15 protein-coding genes are annotated in these 21,078 nt (G+C 36.2%); 13 read left to right on the top strand and 2 right to left on the bottom strand.

The features are described 5' to 3' along the window. Window positions 1-19: 19 nt before the first annotated feature. Window positions 20-634, top strand: a complete 615-nt coding sequence (locus tag ATE47_RS09290; RefSeq protein WP_062161705.1) for a deoxynucleoside kinase — start codon at window positions 20-22, stop codon at window positions 632-634. 88 nt (window positions 635-722) lie between these two features. Further along, window positions 723-1,073, top strand: a complete 351-nt coding sequence (locus ATE47_RS09285; protein ID WP_062161704.1) for an ArsC/Spx/MgsR family protein — start codon at window positions 723-725, stop codon at window positions 1,071-1,073. A gap of 56 nt (window positions 1,074-1,129) precedes the next feature. On the opposite strand, the gene ATE47_RS09280 is transcribed toward ATE47_RS09285, so the two are convergent. Together ATE47_RS09280 and ATE47_RS09275 are read right to left on the bottom strand one after the other, a co-directional pair. Next, window positions 1,130-1,435 carry a DUF493 family protein gene (locus tag ATE47_RS09280; RefSeq protein WP_062161703.1) on the bottom strand — a complete coding sequence of 102 codons (306 nt, stop codon included), beginning with the start codon at window positions 1,433-1,435 and terminating at the stop codon, window positions 1,130-1,132. A gap of 42 nt (window positions 1,436-1,477) precedes the next feature. Next, the gene (locus tag ATE47_RS09275) at window positions 1,478-2,155 is read right to left on the bottom strand and encodes a DUF4197 family protein (RefSeq protein ID WP_062161702.1); all 678 of its coding nucleotides are present in this window, start codon (window positions 2,153-2,155) and stop codon (window positions 1,478-1,480) included. Window positions 2,156-2,530: 375 nt separating this feature from the next. Here ATE47_RS09275 and ATE47_RS09270 point away from each other — a divergent pair, with 375 nt between their 5' ends. The 11 genes from ATE47_RS09270 (at window position 2,531) to ATE47_RS09220 (ending at window position 21,011) form a co-directional block, all read left to right on the top strand. Beyond that, window positions 2,531-5,353, top strand: coding sequence for a SusC/RagA family TonB-linked outer membrane protein (locus ATE47_RS09270; protein ID WP_062161701.1), 2,823 nt, complete (start codon window positions 2,531-2,533; stop codon window positions 5,351-5,353). Window positions 5,354-5,365: 12 nt separating this feature from the next. Continuing rightward, window positions 5,366-6,778, top strand: coding sequence for a RagB/SusD family nutrient uptake outer membrane protein (locus tag ATE47_RS09265; RefSeq protein ID WP_082632553.1), 1,413 nt, complete (start codon window positions 5,366-5,368; stop codon window positions 6,776-6,778). Between the two features lie 75 nt (window positions 6,779-6,853). Further along, window positions 6,854-8,242, top strand: coding sequence for a glucoamylase family protein (locus ATE47_RS09260; RefSeq protein ID WP_062161699.1), 1,389 nt, complete (start codon window positions 6,854-6,856; stop codon window positions 8,240-8,242). A gap of 245 nt (window positions 8,243-8,487) precedes the next feature. Next, window positions 8,488-9,195, top strand: coding sequence for a prolyl oligopeptidase family serine peptidase (locus tag ATE47_RS09255; RefSeq protein ID WP_062161698.1), 708 nt, complete (start codon window positions 8,488-8,490; stop codon window positions 9,193-9,195). Between the two features lie 311 nt (window positions 9,196-9,506). After that, window positions 9,507-11,834, top strand: coding sequence for a beta-glucosidase BglX (gene bglX / locus ATE47_RS09250; protein ID WP_062161697.1), 2,328 nt, complete (start codon window positions 9,507-9,509; stop codon window positions 11,832-11,834). Between the two features lie 105 nt (window positions 11,835-11,939). Continuing rightward, window positions 11,940-12,350: a hypothetical protein gene (locus tag ATE47_RS09245; protein WP_062161696.1), complete on the top strand. Its 411-nt coding sequence runs from the start codon at window positions 11,940-11,942 to the stop codon at window positions 12,348-12,350. A 123-nt stretch (window positions 12,351-12,473) separates the two neighbouring features. Then, window positions 12,474-14,219, top strand: a complete 1,746-nt coding sequence (locus ATE47_RS09240; RefSeq protein WP_062161695.1) for a CocE/NonD family hydrolase — start codon at window positions 12,474-12,476, stop codon at window positions 14,217-14,219. A 168-nt stretch (window positions 14,220-14,387) separates the two neighbouring features. Further along, entirely contained in the window at window positions 14,388-15,815 is a 1,428-nt protein-coding gene (gene purB / locus ATE47_RS09235; protein WP_062161694.1) for an adenylosuccinate lyase, read from the top strand. 109 nt (window positions 15,816-15,924) lie between these two features. Further along, window positions 15,925-16,884, top strand: a complete 960-nt coding sequence (locus ATE47_RS09230) for a WG repeat-containing protein (protein ID WP_062161693.1) — start codon at window positions 15,925-15,927, stop codon at window positions 16,882-16,884. A 27-nt stretch (window positions 16,885-16,911) separates the two neighbouring features. Further along, window positions 16,912-20,607 carry a phosphoribosylformylglycinamidine synthase gene (locus tag ATE47_RS09225; protein WP_062161692.1) on the top strand — a complete coding sequence of 1,232 codons (3,696 nt, stop codon included), beginning with the start codon at window positions 16,912-16,914 and terminating at the stop codon, window positions 20,605-20,607. A gap of 101 nt (window positions 20,608-20,708) precedes the next feature. Beyond that, entirely contained in the window at window positions 20,709-21,011 is a 303-nt protein-coding gene (locus ATE47_RS09220) for a hypothetical protein (protein WP_228376346.1), read from the top strand. Window positions 21,012-21,078 lie beyond the last annotated feature (67 nt).

Genomic DNA, 21,078 nt, shown 5'->3' with positions numbered 1-21,078 from the left:
ATACAGTAAGGAATATAATATGCATATTGCAGTTACAGGAAATATCGGAGCCGGGAAAACTACCCTGACGACGATGCTTGCAAAACATTACGGTTGGGATGCCCAGTTTGAAGATGTAGACCACAATCCTTATCTGGAGGATTTTTACGCTGATATGAGTAAGTGGAGCTTTGCTTTGCAGATTTACTTTTTGGGAAGCAGATTTCGGCAGGTAAAAGAGATCAGGGAAAGCGGAAAAAATATCATCCAGGATCGTACGATCTATGAAGATGCCCATATTTTTGCGGAAAACCTGAATGACATGGGGCTTCTTTCCGACAGGGATTTTACTAATTATGAAGCTGTTTTCAGTTTGATGAAATCCTTTGTTTCTGCACCCGATTTATTGATTTATCTAAAATCTGATGTTCCTAATCTGGTGAAAAAAATTTACAAAAGAGGAAGAGAGTATGAGGCATCAATCAGTATTGAATATCTTTCAAAACTTAATCAGAAATATGAAAAATGGATTTCCAGCTATACGGAAGGAAAACTGTTGATCATTGAAGTTGATGACTTGGATTTTGTGGAAAAGCCGGAAGATTTCGGGTTTATTTTAGAAAAAATAGAGGCCGAGCTGAATGGTTTGTTTTAACAAAGTTTTATCATAAATTAAGTTTTTTGTAACTTGAATTCTTTCTAACTTTGTTAAGAGCAAGTTTAATTTTTTAAATATAATTACAATGTTGGTTAAGGTTTTACATAATGGGAATTGCTCAAAATCGAATGCGGTTTTGGAGTATTTGGACGAAAACGGAGTACCGTTTGAGATCATCAACATTGTGGAGGATCCGCTAAGTGTTTTGGAAATTAAAACTGTTCTGAAAAAATTGAATCAAAGTGTTTTTCATATGATCAGAAAAACAGAAAAATTATATCTTGAAAACTTTGCTAACAAAAATTTATCCGAAGAAGAATGGATAAAGGTCTTGTCTGAAAATCCGTCCCTGATACAGAGGCCAATTCTGATCAAAGGTTCGGTGGCGATGTTGGGAAGACCTATTGAGAACGTGAAGTATTTTATTGAAAAATAATAAACGATATTAAAATTTTAAACTAGAAAAGTCAGCGGTAAAGCTGACTTTTTTTGTTACAATAGAATGACACCTTCTATTTTTGCGACTTCTTTATAAATATAAACAACCTGGTTGGCATCCAAAACAAATGCGTTGATATTGCAGGCCGTATATTTTCCGTTTTTACTTTCGCGGTTTCCTAATGTAAATTTTATACCATCGAAAACCCTGTAAATTTCGGTAAGTTTCGACTGATCTGTTGGAATGATAAATTTAAATAAATAATCTTCCGGAAAATCGTGGTGATCTTCCAATTTTTCCCTCAAAGAATTGTAAAAATCTTCAGGGCTCGCATGTTGATTTCCTTGTAATATATCCATCTACAAATATTAATTATATATATAAATATAGCGAAAATTTTTCTATTTTCCAAGTGGTCCAAGAAGTGACTTGGAATTCTGGATTTCGTAATCTTCGATAATATTAAACATCCCGTTGACAAGCTGTTCGGATGCCAATTGGCTTAAACCGCCGGAGTTCACTGTTGTTTTATTTCCTCCAAGAAGGCTTCCCAATAGATTGCTTCCTGATAAAGCGGTGTTGATGCTTTTCACAATCCCGTATTGATTCAGTTGCTCATCTACTTTTGGAGCAATGGCAGCCACTAGTTGTTGGGATGTTTTTTCTTTCAAAATCTGCGTAGCCATACCTTTCTCGCCTTGGATAATTCTTGTAACATCCTGAGCACTTAGGCTATTAACAGCGTTTACCAAAATCGGTTTTGAGATATTTACGGTATAAACGGCCGCATCAGCAATATATGCTCTTTCTTTTGCTACCAAAGACGGGGCAACTTTTTCCAGCATCGAATTAATGTCCCGAAGCTCTTTCGGTAGTGCCTTATCTACCATATTATTTTGCAGGAAAGCCTCTCTGTTGCTGTAAATATTCACTCCTTTGTCGATTCCGTTTAGAAGAAGTCTTTTGATGATTGATAATCCCAAATCCGAGGTCGCCAATGTAGTGCAAGACTGCACGGCGGTATTAATAACCGCGCCTGTCCCGATAAGTAAGGCTGCAGCGATGATGTATTTTTTCATTGATATTGATTGAACTTTATATACTTTCAAATAGTGAACCAAATTTAGTTACAATAATTAGTTTAACAAAATATTAAAGGTTAACACGTTTTTGGAGAATTTTAAAGTAAAACGGCTGATCTGTTGATTATGGTCTTTTATTTAAAATACAGTTAATATTAGAAAAGTATTGTTAAATCCTTGTTTTTGTTGATTTTTTACTTAATGGTAGATGTTTTTATAGAATTTTTAGGAAATATTAACTATATTACATATAATTTTATAATTTTGGACTAATGTCTTTTTTTGAGAAATAGCATTTCAACATAAAATAGCATCCAAAAAGGTAATACACCTTATTTTCAAGATTGATTGTACGAATAAAATGTAAACTATATGAAACAAAGTGATTTAAAGTATTCATGTCTCATTGCTGTTTTATACTTCGGTATGAATGTCAATGCGCAGACTACACCAAATGATACTGTTCCAAAAGAGCAGAAAATTGAGGAAGTAGTAATGATCGGTTATGGGTCGCAGAAGAAAGAGAATGTGACGGGGAGTATTGCTACAGTTAGTGCTAAAGATATAGCAGATAGACCCAACTCTAATCCAATAAGTTCAGTTCAGGGTAAAGTTGCTGGGGTGCAGATTCAGAATTCCGGTGCTCCGGGAGGATCTCCAAGAGTTGATATTAGGGGTGTTGGTTCAATTAGTGGAAAAACAGTATTTATTGTTGATGGGATGATTACTACTGATATTTCATTTTTGAATCCTCAGGATATTGAATCAATGAGTATCTTGAAAGATCCATCGAGTTTAGCAATTTTTGGAGCCCAGGCCTCCAATGGCGCGGTTATAATCAAGACCAAGACAGGTAGAGGAAAAAAAACTACTTTTAATTTCAATTCTTATATTGGTGTAAAAAAAGTAACAAATGTTCCTAAAATGGTTAATGCTGATCAGTATATTGAATTATATAATGAAAAGCTTCGTAACGAAGGAATAACCGATCCCACAAAATTTATATCAAGATCCCAATTTCCAGCAGACACAAACTGGTTTAATGAGATTTTAACAACTGGAATCATCAGCTCATCTGATATCTCTGCTTCGGGGAGTACGGGTAAATTAAATTACTTTCTAAGCTTAGGTTATTTAAAAGATGAAGGAACTTTGGAAGCAGGTAGAGGGTTTAATTCTGGAAATGATTTCGGAAGACTCAATACAAGGATTAATCTTTCTTATAAAATTACTGATAACTTGACTATTGGTGATAGTTTTAGTTGGGCAGATATTCACAATAATAATGCTAATAATCCTCTGTTAACAGCTTATAATGCACCGCCGGTTTTTTATCCGATAAGCCCTTCTACAAATAATTATGATTATATTACTTTAGTAAGCCTTACCAACCCGCGAGCAATGCTTGATTTATTCCGTTCAAAAACGAAGCAGCAACGTATGTTGAATAATATTTGGGCAGAATACAAATTCTTTAAAGATTTTACACTAAGAGTAAGCTATACTTCTGATAATACAAATACAAGTAAATTTGAATTTACGCCTACAGCAACTTATATTCCTCAACCTAATAGAACCCTGTTAATAACCAGAGATTCTAGAAATAGAGATTATGTATGGGATAATACTTTATCTTGGAAGAAAAAATTAGGTCAGCATAACATTGAGTTGTTAGCAGGTTTTTCCCGTACTCAAAATTATTACAGAGAACAGTATTGGGAAGCGAGGGATATTGTCTTTAATGGAAAAGATAGTAGTTTAGACATTTTTAGCGGAAATGAAATTTATGGAACTACGTCGGACACTGGAGCTAGAAATGTTGTACCTTATAAAAAAAGAATAGAATCTCAATTTGCAAGATTAAATTATGACTATGCAGGAAAATATCTCTTAAATGCATCAGTGCGTAGAGATGGAGCAACTGGTTTTTCTTCGGACGACAGATATAAAATATTCCCTGCGATAAGTGTAGGTTGGGTTATATCCAAAGAAGGATTTATGAGCAATCAGAATGTCTTTAATTTATTAAAATTAAGAGCAAGTTGGGGTAAGCTTGGGAATCCAGATGTTCCTAGAGAATATGATAACCTGACTACTGTTCTTGATACAGGAGCCTATTTTGGAGGAGTTGGAAATCCGGCACAGACAGTTACTAAAATTGTAGATCCTACAATTACTTGGGAGACAACGATAGGACGTGATTTGGGTATTGAAATGGCGTTGCTTAATAATAAATTGAAAATTGAAGCTACTTATTTTGATAAAGATTCTAAAGATGTAGTATATGGTATTAACCAACCAACAACATCAGGCGCAAGCAACTGGAATAGCTATGTAACCAATGCATATTCTTTCAATAACAGAGGTTTCGAAGCATCGGTAAGCTATGATGCAAAGATAAATGACAATATTAAGTTCAGTGTTTTTGGTAACATTACAACTCTAAAAAATAAAATTACGAGTGTATATGCAGATTCTTATAATGAACCAGGTGTAGGATTATTTGGGAATTCAATTATCAGACTTCAGGAAGGCCAGGCTGTAGGATCATATTATGGATATAATGTGATCGGAGTTTTCCAAAATCAAAATGAGGTTGATGCTGCTCCAACTTATTCATCTGTGAAGAAAACAGTAGGAGGATTTATGTTTGAAGATAGGGATGGAAATGGTGTTATTGATGCAAGAGATAAGACATTCTTAGGAAGCCCGGTTCCGAAAGCGACCTATGGTTTCGGGTTTAATGTAAATATCTATGACTTTGATTTTGCGATGGATTTCCAAGGCGTATTTGGTAATGAAATCTATAACTTCAATAGAGAGCAGAGATTTGGAAATGAAAGTTGGGATTTAGATTTCTATAATAACAGATGGCAAGGTGAAGGAACATCAAACTCATATGCTATGACAACAAATGACCAACAGATCATCTTACCTAGTAGTTTTTATGTTGAAGATGGAAGTTTCTTTAGAATCAGAAATATTCAGGTTGGATATAACCTTCCAAAAAATGTCTTAGGTAATAAAATTCAAAAATTACGTTTTTATGTAAGTGCTCAAAATCCATGGACAAGCTTTAAATACAACGGTTTTTCACCAGAAATCTTGAATTCAGATAGAGTACAAATGGGTATAGATAACAATATTTATCCAATATCTGCAATTTATACAGTTGGAGTAAATGCAACTTTTTAATTTAATTTTATTATGAAAAAAATAATATTTTCCATATTCATGCTTTCTGCAGTTGTAAGCTGTAATGATTATTTAGATATTCCTGTTGAAGGAAGAACAGATGCTTCCGATTTTTTCAAGACAGAAAGTGATGCTATACAAGCTACGAATGCCATTTATAATTTCTTGAGAAGCTGGGAAAACTCTGCCTTTCCATACCAATATCTTTTTGGTGTACCAGCTGATGATGTAGTAAAAGGCTCAACACCGGGTGATGCATCTTTTATAAATGCTTATGATCAATTTAGTTATACATCGAGTGATGATGGTGTTAAAGGATATTGGGCAGGACAATGGCAAGCTATAGCACGTTCTAACCAAGTAATTTCAAAGGTTCCGGCTATTGAAATGAATACAGCTTTAAAAGATAGACTTTTAGCTGAAGCAAAATTTTTAAGAGCTTATTTTTATTTTAATTTAGTAAGACTGTATGGTGGGGTTCCCATCTTCGATGGGCTTCAGGAAAATTATAATGTTCCTAGAAATAGCGTAGATGAAGTTTATGATTTTATAATTTCTGATTTAACAGCTGCTGCAGCTGTTTTACCACAGTCATATGGAGCATCTGATTTAGGTAGAGCAACGAAAGGAGCTGCTCTTGGAATGCTTTCTAAAGTATATCTATACAAAAAAGATTGGCAAAAAGCCTATGATACTTCGAATCAGGTTATTGCAATGGGATATTCGTTAGATCCTAATTTTAATCATTTATTCAGAGTTGCGGGAGAATTTGGCCCTGAATCTGTTTTTGAGGTTGATTGTGCCTGCACAGGACAGTATAAAGGGAGTCAATATTCCCAAGTACAGGGTGCAAAGGATCAATTCGGTTGGGGATTCTTTACACCGTCAGCAGCATTGGAAAGTGCTTTTGAACCTGGTGATATCCGTAAAGAATTAACAATTCTTAGAAATGGAGAAACTACCCCTGAAGGAGATCTTATTAACGCAAACCCATCTTCTGTAAATACCTATAATCAAAAAGCTTACGTTCCTCAAAGTCAGCAAAATTCAGCATGTGATGCTGGATCTGTACAGAATATAAGGATTCTGCGATTTGCTGAAATTTTATTAATTAATGCTGAAGCGGCTAATGAATTAGGAAATACGGCAACAGCTATTACTAATCTTAATAAAGTAAGAACCAGAGCCCAGCTTGCAGGAACTACAGCATCTACACAGGCAGCACTAAGAACTGCAATCTGGCATGAACGTAGAGTAGAGTTGGCCATGGAAGGAGATCGTTTTGTTGATCTAGTAAGAACCGGACAGGCAGCAACTGTTCTCGCACCATACGGATTTACACCAGGTAAAAATGAATTATTCCCAATTCCTTTTGTTGAGATAAATCAAAGTAATGGTGTTCTTACGCAAAACCCAGGTTACTAAAAATTAATCAATAAACTTTAGAGGAGAATGAAAGTTCTCCTCTTCTTTTAGGGATGAATTTTAAAATAATGTATTATGAAAAGGATTGTACTATCAATTGCTGTTGCGTCATTACTTGCAGTCTCCTGCAAAAACTCGCAAACCCTCAAACCCTCAAACCCTCAGGCTCAGACGGTAAAAAGTAATATTACCGACGAACAGCTTATGGACAGAGTCCAGAAAGATGCTTTAAAATATTTCTGGGATTATGCAGAACCAAACTCCATGTTGGGCAGGGAACGTTATCATGAGGACAATATTTATCCGGAAAACGACAAGCATGTCATCACAACCGGAGGCTCAGGTTTTGGACTGGCTACAATTTTAGTGGGTGTCGAAAGAGGATTTATTCCAAGAAAAGACGCTGTAAAAAGGTTGACCACAATGATGGATTTCCTTGCAAAAGCAGACCGTCACAAAGGAGCTTGGTCACACTGGATCAATGGAGAAACAGGAAAAACTGTTCCTTTCGGGAAGAAAGACAATGGCGGAGATCTAGTGGAAACCGCATTTTTAACTTCCGGGATTTTAATGGTCCGCGAATATTTCAAAAACGGAAATACAGAGGAAAAAGCCCTTGCCCAAAAATGCGATGAACTCTGGAAAGGAATTCAATGGAACTGGTACACAAAAGGTGGCGAAAAAGTCCTTTACTGGCATTGGTCACCGGAATATCAATGGGAAATGAACTTCCCGCTGGAAGGCTACAACGAATGCCTGATTACCTATGTTTTGGCCGCCTCGTCGCCAACATACCCAATTGATGCCGAAACGTACTACAAAGGCTGGACAAGAAACGGGAAATACCTTACGGATAAAGAAAAATACGGACTCCCAATGTATGTAAAGCACAATGGTGCAGAAGAATACGGTGGACCCTTGTTCTGGGCTCACTATTCTTACATCGGCTTGGATCCCACAAATTTATCCGATAAATTAATCAAAAATTACTTTGAATTAAACAAAAATCAAGTCCTTATCGACTACAAATATTGTGTTGAAAACCCAAAACAATGGAAAGGCTATGGACCAAATTATTGGGGATTAACAGCAAGTTATTCAAGAAACGAAGACGGAAGTGCAGGCTACAATGCTCATTTTCCACAAAATGATCACGGCGTAATAACTCCGACAGCGGCACTCAGCAGTTTTCCTTACACTCCGAAAGAATCCATGGATTTTTTAAAGTTTATTTATACTCAAAAGCCTGAATTCATCGGATCTGCAGGGCCTTACGATGCAACTTCAATTCATTATAACAATTGGACGACACCGAGATATTTAGCAATCGATCAGGGAACTATTGCTCCGATGATTGAAAACTATAGAACAGGATTTTTATGGAAATTATTCATGAATGCACCTGAAATACAGCAAGGATTAAAGAAATTAAGTTTTAAATCTGAAAAATATAACATTAAATAATTTTTAGGAGCTTAATCCCGCTTTCCGCACTCGCTATTTTGTGGGTTTCGGGCGGCGGCAAAGCCGCCGCCCGAAACCCACAAAATGAGCTCAAACAAATGCTGCAATCGGGGCTAATTAATAACAGACAAAGCCTTGTCAAGGTTTTAAACCTTGACAAGGCTGATAATCAATAGAAACGGGTTAAAACCCGTTTAACAAAAAAGAATAATTAAATTGGCTTTAGCCAAAACTTAAAAATTCATATGAAGTTAAAACTAAAATTAATCCCACTTCTACTGCTTCCATTTTCCTTAAGCCTCAATGCTCAGGAAATCAAGGCAGAATTAAACAAAGAAATCAAAAGGCAGGAAAAAATCTCCTACATTTTAGATTACCCTCAAAAGGTAAAAGGAAATGTCCCTTTGATTGTTTTTCTTCACGGGTCTGGAGAAAGAGGAACTAACTTGGAGATCGTAAAAGCACACAGTCCTTTCACGTATAAAAACCTGATCAAGGAACCTGTTGCTATTTTAGCGCCTCAATGTCCGGAAAATATGTGGTGGGATACGGTTACGGTATATCATTTAATTAAAGAAATTCAGAAAAAATATAAAATTGATGCTTCCAGAATTTACCTTACGGGGCTTTCAATGGGAGGTTGGGGAACATTAAAACTGGCGATGGAGCATCCCGAAATGTTTGCGGCAGTAGTTTCAGTTTGTGCTCCTACAGATCGAGTAATGGAAGCCAATATCGATCAGTACAAAGATTTAAACATGAAAATTTTTCATGGCGGAATGGACGATATTGTGTTACCTGAAAATGCATTCAGGTTTTACCAAAAATTACACCCGATCAATCCAACCGCAGAACTGACCATTTTCCCGAACGACAACCACAATTCCTGGGATTCGACCTACTCAAATCCCGCACTATACGAATGGATGCTGTCAAAGAGAAAAGAGAAATAATTCATTTAAAATTAATAATAATGATAAATAAATCCGCGATCTTGGCTGAGTATAAACTGAAGGTTTACGAACGTAGTTCAGCCCTTGCGAACAAAAAATATCAACAATAATTGCAGTAGAAAAATTAATATTAAAAATACAAATTGTAAATGTTGCTATCAATTGCTGAGTATAAACTGAAGGTTTACGAACGTAGTTCAGCCATTGCGAACAAAAAAATATTCACAACAATTTAAAAAAAACTTAGCAAACTTTGCGTTAAAAAAAGTATTAGTTAAAAAAATAGAAATATAATTAAAGAAGATAGATTTATGAAAAAGTTAATTGTAATCGCGACTTTAGCGCTTTCCCCTGTGTTTTCGGCGCAGGAAATGATAACAAAGCCCGTTCAGTCATATCAGACGGCTCAATATCAGGCTAAAAAGAAAGCTTTTGTAGACAATCTTTTGTCTAAAATGACATTAGATGAAAAAATCGGACAGCTGAATTTACCAAGTTCAGGCGATTTTACTACAGGACTGGCTAAAAGTTCCGACATCGGAAAAAAAATCGAACAAGGATTAGTCGGAGGACTTTTCAACATAAAAGGAGCTGATAAAATCAGGGCTGTTCAGAAAGTTGCCGTTGAAAACAGCCGTCTGAAAATCCCTTTGATTTTCGGAATGGATGTTATTCACGGTTATGAAACCACTTTCCCGATTCCATTAGGCTTAGCCGCTTCATGGGACATGAATTTGGTTCAGCAATCCGCAAGAGTTGCCGCAAAAGAAGCATCTTCGGACGGAATCAACTGGACGTTCTCCCCAATGGTGGACATCTCCCGCGAACCAAGATGGGGAAGGGTTTCCGAAGGTTCCGGTGAAGATCCGTATTTAGGAAGCGAAATTGCTAAAAATATGGTTTACGGTTATCAAGGCAAAGATTTGGCTCAAAGCAGTACGATTTTAGCCTGTGTAAAGCACTTTGCATTGTACGGAGCCGGTGAAGCGGGTAGAGATTACAACACCGTTGACATGAGTCACGTAAGAATGTTCAACGAATATTTTCCACCATATAAAGCGGCTGTTGATGCGGGTGTAGCTTCTGTAATGGCTTCTTTCAATGAAGTTGACGGAGTTCCGGCAACAGGAAGCAGATGGCTTCAAACCGAAGTATTAAGAAACAAATGGAATTTCAAAGGTTTCGTGGTAACCGATTACACAGGAATCAACGAAATGGTAGACCACGGAATGGGAGATCTTCAACAGGTTTCAGCATTAGCTTTAAAAGCGGGTATCGACATGGATATGGTGGGTGAAGGTTTTTTAACTACCTTAAAAAAATCCTTATCAGAAGGGAAAATCACGCAGGCTGAGATCGATATGGCGGCTAAAAGAATTTTGGAAGCAAAATACGATTTGGGCTTATTCGATGATCCTTATAAATATGGCGATGCAAAATTAGCGGCAAAAGAGGTCTACAATATGGAAAACCGTAATATTGCGAGAAATGCTGCAGCCCAGTCGATGGTGTTGATGAAAAATGAAAATCAAGTGCTGCCTTTGAAAAAATCGGGAACTGTTGCGGTGATCGGGCCATTGGTAAATAATTCGCTAAATATGCCTGGAACGTGGAGTGTTGCAGCTCAGCATGATAAAGCAGTTAATTTAATGCAGGGCCTTCAGGCAAATTACGGGAAAGACGTAAAATTCATCTCTGCTAAAGGCGCCAACATCGATTACGATGCAAAATTAGAAGACATCTACGCAGCTCACGGTAAGAAAACCGACAGAGACAACCGTTCAAAAGAAGCGTTGTTGAAAGAGGCGGTTGACGTAGCCAACAAAGCAGACGTTATCGTTCTGGCTATCGGGGAATCTGCGGAAATGAGCGGTGAATCTTCTTCAAGAACGGAAATTACCATTCCACAATCCCAGGTAGATTTATTAAATGAATTAAAGAAAATAGGAAAACCAATTGCAATGGTACTTTTCACGGGGCGTCCGCTAGCGCTTACGAATGTGAAAGATACTCCTGATGCCATCTTAAATGCTTGGTTTGCAGGTTCGGAAGCAGGAAATGCCATCGCTGATGTTCTTTTCGGAAAAGTAAACCCTTCAGGGAAATTACCAATGACCTTCCCAAGAAGCTTAGGACAGGTTCCTATTTATTATAATGCTAAAAATACGGGTCGCCCGCTGGATCAGGCTTTGGTTGATAAATGTGAATACCAGAGATTCCGTTCCAATTATATGGATGAGTGTAATACACCGCTGTATCCGTTTGGTTATGGGTTGAGCTATACGAAGTTCAACTATTCTGATATCACGGTTTCTAATGCAAATCCAAAAGGTAATCAAACCATTCAGGCTTCTGTAACGGTTACAAACTCTGGAAATTATGACGGAGCAGAAGTAGTTCAGCTGTACATCAGAGATATGGTGGGAAGTATTACAAGACCGGTAAAAGAATTAAAAGGATTCCAAAAAGTAATGCTGAAAAAAGGGGAATCTAAAAAAGTTACCTTCAATATTACACCGGAAAACCTAAAGTTCTACAACGGAGACCTGAAATATGATTGGGAAGCCGGAGAATTCGACATCATGATCGGAACCAATTCCGAAGATGTAAAACATTCCAAAATCAACTGGAGCAAATAATATTTAAAAAACCACTCAATTCGGGTGGTTTTTATTTTTATTTAAAGCATAGATCCCTACTTTGGCATAATTTTTATAATATTGTGATAACTATAATTAAACAAAATGAAAAAAACAATTTTATTTGGTGCAATGTTCCTGGGTTCTTTAGCTTTCGCGCAAAAGACTCCGCCATTGGGAGGTGATTCTGATGCTCACGGCTGCAAAGGTTCGGCAGGATATACATATTCACAAATCAAAAATGACTGTGTAAGAGTTTTTGAACAGAAAATAAAACTTGATGAAGTAAACTCAGATAAAAGTTATACTACAATGACGGCAGTTATTTTCAGTAAGAACATGAAAAAAGCTGAAATTTTTATTCCGGACGGAGCCGCGAAAAGCATTATCCTTACAAGACAGGGAAAAAGTAAAATCTGGAAAAGCGGAAGCCATATTAAAGAGAGCTATGTTTTAACACCTTACAAGAAAACAGGCTATCAGATTAAAAAAGATAACGTTGTAATTTACCAATAATACTTCAATATACATTGAAAGCCATTCGGAAGAGTGGCTTTTTTACTTTTATATTTAAATGTAATGATTTAAATTCGTTAATTGTCATAATAAGCAGAAAGACAAATCATTAATCAAGAAATTATGATACTAAAATACCTGCTCATCCTTTTTCTATATTTTCCTGTTGCATTTTATACCCAACAAACACAGCAGACTCTGGTAAAAGATAAAGAAAGCCTGTATGATATTCAGGATAGTGTGATGATAAAAACCCGCGACGGAGCAATGATTTCTGCAATGGTTGTAAAGAAAAAAGACGTTCTGCAACCGCTTCCGGTGATTTTTCAGTTTACAATTTATGTCCGTGATACGGGAAGAGATCTTCAAAGCTTGAAAGACGCTGCAGATAGAGGATATGTGGGCGTTATTGCTTATACGCGCGGAAAAAGATTCAGTCCAAATGAAATCTTTCCTTATGAATTTGATGCCAATGATTCTTACGATGTAATTGACTGGATAAGCAAACAAAAATGGTGCAACGGAAGTGTAGGAATGTACGGTGGAAGCTACAACGGTTTTACGCAATGGGCTGCCTGTAAAACACTGCATCCTGCTCTTAAAACAATCGTTCCGTATGTTGCAAACCGCCCTGGAATGGGGCTCCCCACGGAAAATAATATTTTTATCAATCCTAATTATGAATGGTCTTTTTATGTAGGAAACAACAAATATCTGGACAATGAAACAGGAAATGACAGGCAGCGTTTTAGAAAAATGATGTTCAAGTGGTGGGAAACTGGCACTGCTTATAATAAAATGGACAGTATTGACGGCAGCCCCAATCGTTTATTCCAACGTTGGATTGCCCATCCGGATTTTGATGAATATTGGCAAAAAATGGCACCTTACAAAGATGATTTTAAGCAGATTACCATTCCTGTTCTCGCTTTTGACGGCTATTACAATGATTCTCAGAACTCAAGTTTGTATTATCTCAAAGAATTACAAACATACAGTCCGGAAACTCCATTTTACTTAATAATTGGTCCGTACAGCCATTTCGGGACGCAAATCGGAGGCGAAAAGACAGTAAACGGATATAAAGTCGACAGTGTTTCGCTTATTGATATCAAGAAAATTACCTACAATTGGTTTGATTTTATCTTGAAAAACGGAAAAAAACCTGATGTTCTCAAAAATAAGATCAATTATGAAGTGATGGGAGCCAACGAATGGCGCAGCGCTGCATCTTTTGAAAGCATGCACAATGAATTCCTGAAATTTTACCTTTCAGCACAAAAACGAAATGACTATTATTTCCTGAACCCCAAATCACCGGATAAAAAATCGTACTTGTCTCAAACCGTAGATTTTGCAGATCGTGAAAACAGCAACAATGATTACTATCCCGATCCCATAGAAAAGAATGAAATCAATAAAAGCAATGGATTTATTTTTATAAGCGATCCCTTAAAAAAGCCTATGATTATCAATGGTTCTTTTTTAGGAACGTTAAATATTGCTATTAATAAAAAGGATGTAGATTTAGGAATAACATTATACGAATTAACACCTGAAGGGAAATATTTTCACTTATCATACTATATTGGAAGAGTCAGTTATGCAAAAGACATTACAAAGAGAAATTTAATCAAACCCAACGAGAAAACATCAATAGAATTCACCAATACCCATTTCATAAGCAAACAGCTTCGAAAAGGAAGCAGAATTGTGGTTGCCATTAACGTAAATAAAAATCCGTTTTCCCAGCTTAATTACGGAACCGGAAAAGATGTAAGTACGGAGACTATAAAAGATGCTTCGATTCCTTTGGTAATTAATTGGTATAATGATAGTTATATAAAAATTCCGATTTTAAATGAATAACTCTTTTTAGTTAAATTTATCAAGTTTTTCAATCAATAGGAACAGGCTTTAAACAATTTAAAAAAAGAGAATTATTATTTGACTTTGATCAAGGCTTAAAACCACCTCCACAATTTTTCTCTCTCAGCGAAAAACCTTATTTTTGCATATCTAAAAGTAAAAGAAAGAATGAATTCCTACAAAAATCCATTGGAAGAGCGCTACTCCAGTGAAGAAATGTTATTTAACTTCTCACACAATAACAAATTCCAGAATTGGAGAAAACTTTGGATTGCTCTTGCTGAAATCGAAAAAGACCTTGGTCTTGATATCACAGACGAGCAAATCGCTGAGTTGAAAGCTAATGCTGAAAACATTGATTACGATAAAGCAGCGGAATATGAGAAAAAATTCCGTCATGATGTAATGGCTCACGTTCACGCCTATGGTGATGTGGCGCCTTCAGCAAAGGGAATTATTCACTTGGGAGCAACTTCGGCGTTTGTAGGAGATAATACAGATTTAATTCAGATCCGTGACGGACTTTTAATTTTAAAGAAAAAGTTGGTGAACGTGATGAAAAATCTTTCGGATTTTGCTATTCAATATAAAGATTTACCGACTTTAGGATTCACTCACTTCCAACCGGCTCAGTTGACTACTGTTGGAAAAAGAGCGACACTTTGGTTACAAAGCTTAGTTCTTGATATTGAAGAACTTGATTTCTTCTTAGAAACTCTACGTTTCAGAGGCGTAAAAGGAACGACAGGAACTGCTGCAAGTTTCCTTGAGCTTTTCAATGGTGATTATTCTAAAGTGAAACATTTAGATAAAGAATTGTCAAAAAGATTCGGTTTTGAGAAAGTTTTCGGAGTTTCCGGGCAGACTTACGACAGAAAAATTGATGCTAAAGTGGTGGCTTTATTAGGAAATATCGCTCAATCTGCACATAAATTTACCAACGATTTACGTCTTCTTCAAAATCTTAAAGAAATTGAAGAACCATTCGAGAAAAACCAAATCGGTTCATCTGCAATGGCTTACAAGCGTAATCCAATGAGAAGTGAAAGAATCGGAGCGTTGGCAAAATATGTAATGTCTTTGACGACAAGTTCTGCAATGGTCGCTTCAACACAATGGTTTGAAAGAACTTTGGATGATTCTGCAAACAAGAGATTAACAATTCCACAGGCGTTTTTAGCGGTTGATGCCATTCTATTAATTTGGAATAACATCATGAACGGAATCGTGGTTTATCCAAACAGAATCAACAAACATATTATGGAAGAACTTCCTTTCATGGCGACAGAATATATCATCATGGAAGAAGTGAAAGCTGGCGGCGACCGTCAGGAAATCCACGAAGTGATCAGGGTTCATTCCATGGAAGCTTCTAAAAAAGTGAAAGAAGAAGGTAAAGAAAATGATCTGATCGAAAGAATCTTAAACGACGATTCTCTGAAATTAGATAAATCAAAATTAAAAGAAGTTTTAGATCCTAAAAACTTTATCGGTTTTGCGCCGATTCAGACGGAAGAATTCATCGCAAATGAAGTCCAGCCGATTATTGACGCAAACAAAGACCTGATAGGTTTGGAGGCTGATCTTAAAGTATAAAATCAATATGCAGTCTTTTCGGCTGCATATTTACTTTGTCAAAGTTTTAAATCTTTGACAAAGTTGAAAAAGTATCTTTAAAGCCAGGAAATATTATAATTTAATCTGAATGAAAAAAATACTTCTCATCATTTCATTGATTCCAATACTTTCTTTTTCTCAGCAGAAAGAAGTTTTAAAGTATTTTAAATCAAAAGATTCTTTGGTTGGGGTAAAAAACCAGGATGGAAAAATTATCGTTCCTGCACAATTCAAAGTTTTTTCATATTTAAAAGATGGAGAATCGGTTGAAGGCGAAACCATTTACTTTGACGGTTTTAAAAATGATGAAGTAAAAGAAAAAAATGCATGGGGATATGTCTATGATAAAAAAGGAAATTTCCTATACAGACCTTTCTTTTACGACAATGGAGCAGATTATTTTTCCGAAGGCGTAAGAAGATTTGTCAAAAACGGGAAAGTCGGTTTTGCAGACAGAAACGGAACAATTATAATTGAAGCCAATCATGATTTTGCATCGCCTTTCAATTATGGATATGCTGCATTTTGTGACGGCTGCGATTGGGAAAAAACCGATGATGAACATAAAGCCATCGTTGGTGGAAGTTGGGGAGTAATGAATTTCAAAGGAGAAATCATTCAACCCATTACAAAATCCGGAAATGCTGTAGAAATTGACGGAAAATATTATCCGTATCCATTCAAATACAGTGAAAAAGAGAAGAATATTCTTCAGTTTTTCGAGAAACAAAATAAAAAGCTTTCAGAAATAAATTATGTCAATCATTACAACAAAATAGCTGAAAACGAAAAGAAATTATTCTTTGAAATCGTCGAGCGACCAAAAGAAAATTTTCCATTTTACCAAGTAAATGCCTATGATTACAGAAAAATGGAAGCAGGATTATCGGATTATAAATTTTTAGTTTCAGAAGACGGTAAAAATGTTTTCGCCCTGGAATTTGAAAGTGAAAAAATTCCTTTTGATAAATGGCTGAAAAAAGAAATGAAAGAAGCCGAAGAATATCAAAAAGAACATCCCGACAATCCGAATAAATTAAGTAAATAAGTCTAATAAAATAATATCTGACATCTAATGTCTAATAACAAAAGAATTTTCGTAGAAAAAAGAGGAATTTTCGATGTAGAAAGTCCAAAAATTTTTGATGAAGTAAAAGCGGTTGTTCCGTCAGTCAAAAATGTGAAAGTGTACAATGTATACGATATTTTCAATTTGAATGACGGTGAATTCGAAAAGGTTGTCAACAGCACTTTCGTAGATCCGGTTACTGATATTTTGCATGAAGAAAATCCTGCGGAAGGAATCCATTTTGCAATGGAATTTTTGCCTGGTCAGTACGATCAGCGTGCGGATTCTGCGCAACAATGTATCGCTTTACTGACTGAAAATGAAAAGTCTAAGGTAAGAAGCGGAAAATTAATCGAATTTGAAGGTGTTTCCGAATCTGATTTAGCAAAAATAAAAGACCTTTTGATCAACAAAGTAGAATCTCAGGAAAAAGATTTATCAGTTTTAAATATTCCTGCAGAAGAAACGCCGTCAAAAGTTTTGATTCACGAAAATTTTATCAATTTCGATGATGCTCAACTTGAAAATTTCTATAATAATCATGGTTTTGCATTAGGGTTAGATGATTTGAAATTTATTCAGGAATATTTTAAATCAGAACAGAGAAATCCTACAGAAACGGAACTTAAAGTTTTAGACACGTATTGGAGTGACCACTGCCGTCATACAACGTTCGAAACGGAATTGTCAAATATTGAATTTGAAGGACAGTTTAAACATACATTGGAAACCATTTTCAATGATTATATCGAAAAAAGAAAATTCTTAGGACGTGAGCTTAAACCAATTTCTTTAATGGATTTGGCGACTGTTTGCGGAAGATATTTCCATAAAACAGGCAATTTGGAGAACTTAGTGGTTTCTGATGAAATCAATGCTTGTACGATCCAGATCGAAGCTGAATACGACGGTAAAAAAGAACCATGGTATTTATTATTCAAAAATGAAACCCACAATCACCCAACGGAAATTGAACCTTTCGGAGGTGCTTCAACGTGTTTAGGTGGCGCGATCAGAGATCCTTTGTCCGGACGTTCCTACGTTTTCCAGGCGATGAGATTGACGGGTGCTGCTGATGTTTTGGAACCGGTTGATCAAACGTTGCCGGGTAAATTACCTCAAAAAACAATCACAAAACAGGCGGCAAACGGATATTCTTCTTACGGTAACCAAATCGGTTTGGCAACTACGATGGTTTCTGAAATCTATGATGAAGGCTACAAAGCAAAAAGAATGGAGGTTGGTTTCGTAACTGGCGCAGTTCCTGTGGATTGGGTGAGACGTGAAAAACCAGAAGCTGGTGATTCTATCATCATTTTAGGGGGTGCGACTGGTCGTGATGGTGTTGGTGGAGCAAGCGGAAGTTCAAAAGAACAGGACGAAACTTCGATTCACACAATGAGTTCTGAAGTTCAGAAAGGAAATGCTGTTGAAGAACGTAAAATCCAAAGATTATTCAGAAATCCTGAGGTGACGAGGTTGATTAAAAAATCTAATGACTTTGGAGCTGGGGGAGTTTCCGTAGCCATCGGTGAAATTGCTGATTCTTTGGAAGTTAATTTAGATGTTTTACCTTTAAAATATGAAGGTTTGAACGGAACTGAGCTTGCTATTTCTGAATCTCAGGAAAGAATGGCGGTTGTGGTTGAACCAAAAGATAAAGAACAGTTCATCAAATTCTGTGAAGCTGAAAATATTGTAGCTGTTGAGGTTGCAAAAGTGACAGATTCAGGAAGAATGCAGATGTTCTGGAAAGGGGATAAAATTGTTGACCTTTCAAGAGAGTTTTTAGATACAAACGGTTGTTCTAAAAGTCAAGAGGTTAAAATTACTCACCTTAATGAAGTAAAAGAAGAAACTCAATCATTCAATGAAGAGAATTTCTTAAAAATCTTAGCAGATAAAAACGTTGCTTCTCAAAAAGGTTTGTTGGAGATGTTTGATTCATCAATTGGTGCGACCACGGTTGCGATGCCTTTGGGTGGAAAATATCAGCAGACTTTGATGGAAGGAAGTGTTCAGACATTGCCGATTATCGGAGCAAAAAATATTGAAACGGTTTCTTTGGCGAGTTGGGGTTTTGATGCGGAGATTTCTAAGCAGAATTCTTTGCTGGGAGCTTCTTATGCAGTCGTTGAGAGTGTTGCAAAAATTGTTGCGATGGGTGGCAATTACAAGAATATCAGATTAAGTTTCCAGGAATATTTTGAAAAATTAGGTCAGAATCCTGAGAAATGGGGCAAACCTTTAGCTTCTTTGTTGGGAGCTTATGATGCACAAATTAATCTTGGTTTGGCAGCGATCGGAGGAAAAGATTCAATGAGTGGAACGTATCAGGATCTGAATGTTCCGCCAACATTGATTTCTTTCGCATGTGCAAACGGAGAAAAGGCAACTATTATCTCTCCTGAATTTAAAGGTGAAGGAAATAAAGTATATTTCTTCAATCATATTGCTCAGGAAAACGGACTTCCGAATTATGACAGTTTAAAAGAAATTTTTGAATTAATTTTCGAAAATATCAAAGCCGGAAAAATCGTTTCTGTGAAAACAGTGAAAGAAGGTGGAGTTGCCGTTGCTTTAGCGAAAATGAGCTTCGGAAACAGATTAGGTGCAGAAATTACAGTTGATGAAGGCGTTTTACTAAACAAAAATATCGGTAGCTTAATCATCGAATCTAAAGAAGAATTAAGTGCTGCAAATCTTCAATTCATCGGAGAGGTTAAAAATTCAAATGTTATCAAAATTAATGATGCTGAATTTACGATTGAGAAATTATTAGCTGCAAACACCAATACATTTGAAAACCTTTTCCCAACGGTTGAAAAAGAAAAAATTACGGTTGAAATCGATGAGAAATTAAACTCAATCAACCCAAGAAATATCATCATTAAAAAACACGGAATCGCTCAGCCAAGAGTTTTCGCACCGGTTTTCCCGGGAACAAACTGCGAATATGATACGCTGAATGCTTTTGCAAAAGAAGGCGCGATTGTCAACAGTTTGCCTTTAATCAATATCAATCACCAATTGCTGGACAAAAGTATCGATGCTTGGGTGGAAGAAATTAAAAAGTCACAAATTTTAGCTTTCTCAGGTGGTTTCTCAGCAGGTGACGAGCCGGATGGTTCTGCAAAGTTCATTGTTAATGTCTTGAAAAACGAGAAGATGAAAAATGCTGTTCACGAATTATTAGACAGAGATGGAATGATTATCGGGATCTGTAACGGTTTCCAGGCCTTAGTTAAATCTGGATTATTGCCTTATGGAAGAATCAAAGATTTGGATGAGAATTCTCCGACGTTGGCTCACAATGCAATCAGAAGACACATTTCTCAGATGGTGAATGTAAAAGTTCTGAACGATGAATCGCCTTGGTTGAAAGGAATGAAAGATCAGGTTTTCACCATTCCGATTTCTCACGGTGAAGGTCGTTTTATGGCTTCAAAAGAGGAAATTCAGAAGCTGTATGAAAACGGACAGATTGCAACACAATATTTAGATTTAGATGGAAACATCGCTCACGGAATGCCGTTCAATCCAAATAACTCATTGTTCGGAATTGAAGGAATTACGAGCCCGGACGGAAAAATCTACGGTAGAATGGGTCACCCTGAACGTTTTGCGGAAGGTTTAATGAAAAACATTCCAACTGCGAATTACCACAATATTTTCAAAAATGGAGTGGAATACTTTAAATAGTTAACAGCTCCGGAAATTTGCTATTGGCTTTCAAACAAACCTAACGGGTTTTTAAAACCCGTTAGGTTTCACAATAAACAGAATTTGTAATTAAAATACGTTTGAGCACTTCAAATAAAAATAATAAGAAAACGGCTGTCATCAATGGCAGCCATTTTTTTGATTTGTATGGTTTCTACGAAGAAGTTTCTCGGGTTTTGATGAAAAATCAGGATTGGAAAGTCAGAACTTTGGATGGCTTTAATGATATTCTGTATGGCGGTTTCGGAGTGTTTGAAAACAATGAGGAAATTGAAATTATCTGGAAAGAATCTCAAAAATCAAAAGAAGATTTAGGCTTTGATGCAACGAAGAATTCTATGAAAAAAAAATTAAACAAGGAAAACCTTTTAATATTGAATTAATTCAACAAAAACTGAATGAATTGATTGACGGAAACGGGCAAACCTTATTTGGAATTTTAATTGAAAT

The sequence above is a fragment of the Chryseobacterium sp. IHB B 17019 genome (assembly GCF_001456155.1).
GTDB lineage: Bacteria > Bacteroidota > Bacteroidia > Flavobacteriales > Weeksellaceae > Chryseobacterium.
The sequence above is the reverse complement of the archived record's forward strand: the minus strand, read 5'-3'. Positions and strand labels throughout refer to the sequence as shown.